Source organism: Allobaculum sp., assembly GCF_047010065.1.
GTDB lineage: Bacteria > Bacillota_I > Bacilli_A > Erysipelotrichales > Erysipelotrichaceae > Allobaculum > Allobaculum fili.
This window is the reverse complement of sequence record NZ_JBKXLD010000107.1, coordinates 1-7,257: the sequence shown is the minus strand read 5'-3', so window position 1 is coordinate 7,257 and position 7,257 is coordinate 1. Positions and strand designations below refer to the sequence as shown.

Below are 7,257 nucleotides of genomic sequence, written 5' to 3'. Positions count from 1 at the left end.
AGCGTATCTAATATTCAGTCTCGCGTATACCCGTCGATTGTTTGACACTTACTTAGCGAAAACCATTCAGGCAGTCCGCAAAAATGAATTTAGCCAGAGAAGGCTGTGCACGGCTTTCCAGAACCGCTGTGACTTCCTGTGATTACGCAAAAGGGACTGTCGTCCTGCTGATACGAATCATCAGCGGGATCGACAGTCCCTTCGTTTTTTTCTTTTAAAGCCTTATTGAAATCGAGCAGTTTTGGAGAGAGGGGATTGGCATGAGCGAACGAAGCGGAAGGAAGGAACGGAAAAGAGGCGTATTTTAGATAACTCTCTTTTCCTCTTCCATTTATCCTTTATTCCTTCGAATACCCTTTATTCCTTCAAACGATCCCTACGATCGTTCCCGACTCTCCTTTCCTTTTGCTTATTCCGGCTGCTTGCTTATTCCGGCTGCCTATTCACCTTTCAAAGCGCCAAGCGCGGACGCTTTCGGTGTTTTGCGCAGAGCGAGAATCGCATCGTTTACCGCTTTGGCTTTCGCATTGACTGCTTCCTGCGTGGTCGGCGTCGTGATGAGAGCCTGTGCTTGGCCAAGCAGAGCGTTGAACGCGGTCTTTTCGGCTTCGGTCATGTGGAAATCAGCCAAATTCAGCTGGGCGCCTTTATCTTTGGCGGTCTTCAGCTGGGTGGTATCCACGGTAGCTGCGGCAGCTGGTACCAGTGCGTCTTTTGCGGCTTTCAGTTCCGCTTTGGCATCCATCAGGTTTTTCGCTGTCGCATAAATGCTGTTCATGGAAGCGGCTTTTTCTTTGGCATCCGCAAAGGCTTCCCAGCTTGCCGGGGTGTAATCCGTTTCGACGAGCTTATTGGCTTCGGTCAGATCCGCATTGAGAGCGGTGCGCGCTTCATCGGCTGGTCCTGCAAAGTCGAGCCAGAGCAGTACGTTTTCTTCTTCAAGCGTACTTGTACCATCGGCAGCAGCCTGGATTTCTGCTGGCGTCAGGGCTTTGTTCACGATCTTGATGTTGGAGAACTTCAGATCGTTCTTACGATCCGGTTTATCGGACATATGGCCAATTTCAACAGCTTTGTCTGAACTGGACAGAGTGCCGGGTGCGTCAACCTGAGCGATCTGTCTGCCGTCGATCACGGTCGTGATGGTGTGATCTTCGCTGTTATAGACAGCACTTACTTCATGCCAGGCATTGAAGAAGTCCGTTGGAAGCTGGTCTTCACTTCCCGCAGTCTTCCAGCCGGAATCCGTTTTCACGTAAGCCTGGAAGAAGGTGGTGTCATTGTTCAGATACGTATAGAAACGCATCGCGAACGCGTCATCGCCAATCGATACGATGGAGTTGTATTTTCCATCATCCGATACGCCTGCGGATTTATCGTATACATCATCTGGAACATACAGACGGGCGCTGACGGTGTAGCTGCCGCCGCTGGTCAAGGCGTTTGTCACTTTGCGTTCTGGATCGTTCAGGTCCATAGAGCCTGTGAGAACCTGTTCGCCATCCTGTGTTTCCAGTTCGCCTGTGGACGGGAGTGTTGTGACAAATTTGTGTTTGCCCAGTTCGATGATCGTCTTGGCATCGGCTGCCAGAACGGTAATGGTCTTGCTGGCAGTAAGGGATGCATTTCCATTTACATTCGCTGCTTTAACGGTGATGACGGTGCCGTTGGCTACCGATGCATCTACGCTTACGGATGCGGATGCGCCGTTGGCTGCCGGTGTAACGGTTACGCCTGCAACGGCTGCATTCTGTGCATCGACAGCACTCCAGGTCGCACTCTTAATGGCGGCGCCTTCTGGTGTCGCATTCAGAGTGAACGTAACTGGCGTGCCGGCCGTTATGGTTTCAGCAGTTGCGCTCATCGAAACGCTGGAGGCTTCCACTTCTTTTACGGTCAGGGTGTAGGTTTCATTGGCTTCGGTATCGAACTGAATGGCGTGATCTTTGCCTTCAACCGCTGTAACCTCCACATTGTTTCCTTCAGAGTCGACTACGGCTACGGTTTCCGGTCTGATCGCCGGGTTGTTGAGCTTGCAGACATTTCCGCTCTTGGAAAGAACTTCAACATCGGTAAGTTCACCGTCTTCCCAGTCGAGATCGAGTTCGAAATTGCCGCGGGCGACAATTCCGTCTACCGAGCCGTCTGCCCATTCGTCAGGAATGGCAGGGAGCAGTTCGATCGTGCTCGCATTGGACTGCATTAACATTTCAACGATACCAGAGGTATAGCCGAAGTTTCCGTCAATCTGGAACGGCGCGTGAGCATCCCAGAAGTTCACATACATGCCGTTTTTGAACAGACTCTTGATCAGAGTCATTGCATGGTTGCCGTCTTTAACACGAGCCCATGCGTTCAGGCGCTGACCCATGCCCCAGCCGGTCGCGTTATCGCCGCGGTCACGCAGAGATACTTTTGCGGCCTCGAGATAGGTCGGATTATCGCTGTTGATCAGATCGCCTGGGAACAATCCAAGCAGATGGGACATATGCCGGTGTCCGCGTTCTCCCAGAGAACCGAGCGTCGTTTCGTTATACCATTCTTTAATCTGTCCGCTGGCTCCGACTTCGATCGGATCCAGTTTTTCCATAATATCCTGCCACTTGGCAATGCGCTCTGCGCTTACTGTGTTGGGATATTTGGCGTTAATCGCTTCAGCGGCTTCGCAGCAGTCGTTAAACAGCTGCCAGTACAGTGTATTTTCGTAAACGTTGCCTGCTGTGTACGGTCCGTGTTCAGCAGAATAGGATGGCGCAGTGGCCAGGCGGGTCTTGCCGTTATCATAAGTGATTTCGGTAAGAATCTGTTCGTACAGTTTCGCCTGTTCATCCATCATTGGGAAAATCTTTTCCTTCAGATAGTCAACGTCCTGTCCGTATTCATAGTATTCATATACGTTCTGAAGCATCCAGGGTACAGCTGCCGGCGACCAGCCCCAGCTGAAGGCCCAGCCTGGGCAAGTCCAGCCAAACGGCGTGTTCTGTGTATGGGCGGTGTAGCCGTTCTGCTTGCCGTCCGAGTTATCGATACCAAAATAAGTCGATGCGGTAACGCGTCCTGGTTCACGCAGACCGTCTTCATAATCGATCATCGGAATCGCGCACTCCGCCATGTTTGCAGAATAGGTCGGCCAGTAGTTCATCTGCATGTTAACGTTCATATGGTAGTCAGCGCCCCATGGAACATTGCCCACTGCTCCGTCATAAATGCTCCATACACCCTGCAGGTTTGCCGGCAGGTCCTGATCGTCTCGTCCTTCGGCGTTTTCACGGGAAGAAGAAATCTGCAAATAGCGGCCGTACTGGAACAGCAGCTGTTCGCAGTACCGTTTTTCGCTTTCGGTCAGAGTGGAGTTGCTGGCGTTATACGCTGCGAGCAGGTCGTCGTTGGCAAGATCCGGTTTGGTCTGACCAAGATTCAGTTTTACGCGATCGTAAATGTTCTTATAGTCGGCTTCGTGATCCGCTTTGACTTTGTCATAGCCTTTGGCCGTTGCTCCATCGACATCGCGCTGGGCACGGGCCAGAACCTGCTCATCCGTTTCACGGGTTCGATAGGTTGGATAATTATCTTCGTAGTCGGTTGCCGCACTGACATAAATCACTGCTTCCGTTGCGCCGCGAATTTCCAGCCGCTCATGATCTTCGTTATAGGTTACCGTTCCGGCGTTCACGATCACGCGGGAAGAAGCGGCCAGTTTCATCTGGTTATCGCGCATTTCACCCGTGGTAATCAGGTTGCCTGTCTTGCCGTCTGCCGAGATTGTTCCCGTAACGGTTTCTGTTTTTCCGTAATTGTTATCCTCGGTAGCCGAGAAAGGCAGAGAATAGTCGAAATCGAGTTTTTTCGCGCCTGAGGCAGTCATCTTGATTGCGATCACGTTGTCCGGATGAGAAGCAAGGTATTCACGCGTGTAATGTGTTTCGTCACGATCGTATTCCACACCGGCGATCGAATCATCGATATTCAGCCAGCGCCGATAGTTCGTCGCTTCCGTATGGGTTTCCGGTTCTGTGGAAGGTTTCTGCGGTCCAGTGTCTTCGCCTGTTGCCACACTTGTGACAACCAGACGGTCCAAAGACAGTTTTCCGGACACGCCGGTAATCGTTACGGTATGCTCGCCATTCGTCAGATTCTGGTCAGAGAAGAGTTCAACAATTTCAATATTTCCAGAGTCTTTTTTCGTGTTCACCGTATTCGCTTCGCCGTCATCAATTTTCCACGTAAAAGAACCCATATTGTCTGCACTGTGTTTACCGCCGTACAGGGCAATACCAGTTCCAGTAAAGGTGTATTCAATGGATGCGCCAGAACTGTTTTCGATGAACATCTCATCTTTGTTCAGCCAGCCAACACCGTTTCCCGTATCATTTGTACGATCCCAGGTACCCCAGCCGCCAGTATATTGAATACCGGTTTCGGAAGCGTTGCCTGGATTGAGATCGAGTTCCTGTGTCTGCGTTGAAGAGGCGCTCGAAGATTTCACTTCAAAATAGTCGTAGGAAATCTTCTTTGCGGTGCCGGAAAGAGGTTCTTTATTGACGATCTTAATCGTGTGTTCGCCTTCTTCAAGATCCGCAATCGAGAAGAGAGTCTGCCCGTCTCCGCCGCCAATGGCTTTCAGGTCGACATTTTCAGCAACTGTTTTACCGTCAATGGAAACATCCATGTAGCCCATGGTGTTGTTAGAGCAGCCGATCATTCGAATGGCAACACCGGTAAACTTCATTTCCAGCGTGGCCCCTACCGTTTCCGTATATTTTTCCGTGCCCTCATACCAGGATTCGCCTTTGGCCCAGTCATTCCATCCTGTATAGGTAATGGATGTGTCGCGGTCGTCAATTTTCTCTGTACCGGTCGCCCAGTACTGTCTCCAGTACTCTTCCCATTCTTCGCTGAGGTAATCGCGGTCCATATTAATATAAATATCGCCAAGGCGCTGATAGGAACCATATCCATTGGAAGAACCAACCAGCTTGTTAGCCCAGGCGTCGCGATCACTTGCATTGGTTTTAAACTTTTCTACCGCTTCCTTATAAATCTCTGACATCGAGGTTCCGTCTACGGAAGCGATATTGCCGCCGTTGTAGTCTGGACGTTTGCTGGAAGGTCCGCCGTTCCATACAGTTTTCTGGTTGAGCACAATGCGCTCGCAATCGTATTCGCCATAGACGCTGCCGCCCATCAGGGAGTTGCCGATTGGCAGAATCCGCTGCTGCCAGCGGTTCGCACCCTCATAGCTTCCTGCCCATGCACCTGCTCCCCCAGGAAGATTGCCCTGGCTTGCCGGTTCATCAAAAAAGATCTCATTTTTCGGAAGGCTTGCTGCTTCAGAGTTTCCCTGTGAAGGTTCTTCCGGAGTCTGAGGATCTGCCGCAAGGGCAGGAGTAATCAAGCCCGCAGACATAGCAGCCGCAAGAAGGGATGCTGAGCAGCGTTTAAAAAACTTTTTACTCATAGAATTTCCTTTCCGTTTGTCATTTTTCTCATAAAAAACGTATGGCTACCTCCGTCTTCCGAAATTTCGCCCGAATGAGAAGACAGATTTGCCTTGATAACAGTATAGGGGATGTAAGCGTTTGAATTAAGCCTGTTTTTGAAACTCTCCGCCTTCCAAATCAGTTTTTTCTGAGCTATGGTTTGTTTTCTTTACCTTCCGTCTGCTCTCCGTCAGAAAAAGAAACAGTGTCAATGAAATTTTGCCCGCACAATAAAAGCTCCCCATCGCCAATTCTTACAGAACTGATGGATAGTTTTAACACGTCTTATACAGTGATTTTTATTTACGGGATAGCGTTAATCCCGGTTTGAATGATCCGATGGTTTACGCAGCTTCAGGCATGCGGTTCCATGCAGGCCTGATAAATGGCCTTGATGTCTTCTTTGCCCAGATCGAAAAATCCATGGATAATCCCCTTCTTGCAGGCTTTCTCTGCCATGGCATCAAAGCGGTCTTCACTGACGCCAAACCCCTTCAGATTGTCGGTCAGCTTCAGCTGATCAAACAGGAAGTTTTCTGTTTTCGCGATCGCCTGATCCACAATTTCGTCATCGCTCAGCGCTGGATCAATGCCCCATACCCGAACGCCAAACTCCACCAGACGCGGCATGGTCTTTTCATTTCGAACGTACTGCAGATAGCGCGGGGTGACGATGGCCAGACCATGACCGTGGGTAATGCCGTAGTTGGCTGTCAGCTGATGTTCAATGGGATGCATCGACCAGACTTTCGGATTGGCACCGCGGTTGAAGCCGTTAATGGCCCACGACGACGCCCACATCAGATTGGCTCTGGCTTCGTAGTTTTCGGGATCTTCCATAGCGATCGGTGCGTAGCGGATCACCGTCTGCATCAGTCCTTCCATGAACCGGTCCAGCATGAAGAGATTCGGACGCGGTGCGAAATAGTCTTCCATAATATGGTTCAGAATATCTGCACTGCCCGCTGCCGTCTGATAGGCCGGAACAGAGAAGGTAACGGCTGGATCCATGAAGGAAACCTTCGGGATCAGAGCCGGAGACGCCGCACCCATTTTATCCACCGTTTCAGGGTTGGAAATCACGGCGCAGTCATCCATTTCCGTTCCGGTGGCTGCCAGAGTGAGCACATCAATTACCGGAAGTGCTTTTTCAATTGGAGTTTTCTTCGAGAAAAATTCCCAGGGATCAAAATCCACACAGGCGGCAGCCGCGATAATTTTGGCGCAGTCAATGACTGATCCGCCGCCGACCGCAACGACGCAGTCGATGTGGTTTTCCTTGCATAATTCAGCCCCTTTGTACACGGACTCAATTTTCGGGTTTGGCTCAATCCCGCTGAGTTCGGTTACGTGAAGACCCGCTTCGTTCAGGGAAGCCATGGCTTTGTCATACAGACCGTTCTTCTTGATCGAACCGCCTCCATAACAGAACAGTACGTTCTTGCCGTACTTTGCAGCCTCCTCGCCAAGATGCTGGAGCTGATCGGGACCAAAATATACTTTGGTCGGCAGATTATAAATAAAATTATCCATTTCGTATTTTCCTTTTTGGGGATGGAGAGAATCCATAGATTCCTCCGTTTTTCATATCCCCTGAAATTCAGAATAGCAGTTCCCTTTCCGGGACACAACGAACCGCTTTGCCTCAAACGCGCATCCATCCCCGCTTCCGGGCCTTCTGGATTTCTTCCACAAAGAAGACGTTCTTGCCTTTTGATCCGCTGTAAGTGTCAAACAATCGACGGGTATACGCGAGACTGAATATTAGATACGCTAA

At 50.4% G+C, this 7,257-nt stretch carries 2 protein-coding genes; both read right to left on the bottom strand.

Translation table 11 applies throughout. The features are described 5' to 3' along the window. Positions 1-439: 439 nt before the first annotated feature. Positions 440-5,458, bottom strand: coding sequence for a glycosyl hydrolase family 95 catalytic domain-containing protein (locus ACLUYS_RS08635; RefSeq protein ID WP_412659613.1), 5,019 nt, complete (start codon positions 5,456-5,458; stop codon positions 440-442). A gap of 376 nt (positions 5,459-5,834) precedes the next feature. After that, complete coding sequence (locus ACLUYS_RS08630) at positions 5,835-7,013, bottom strand: iron-containing alcohol dehydrogenase (protein WP_230268231.1); 1,179 nt, start codon at positions 7,011-7,013, stop codon at positions 5,835-5,837. Positions 7,014-7,257 lie beyond the last annotated feature (244 nt).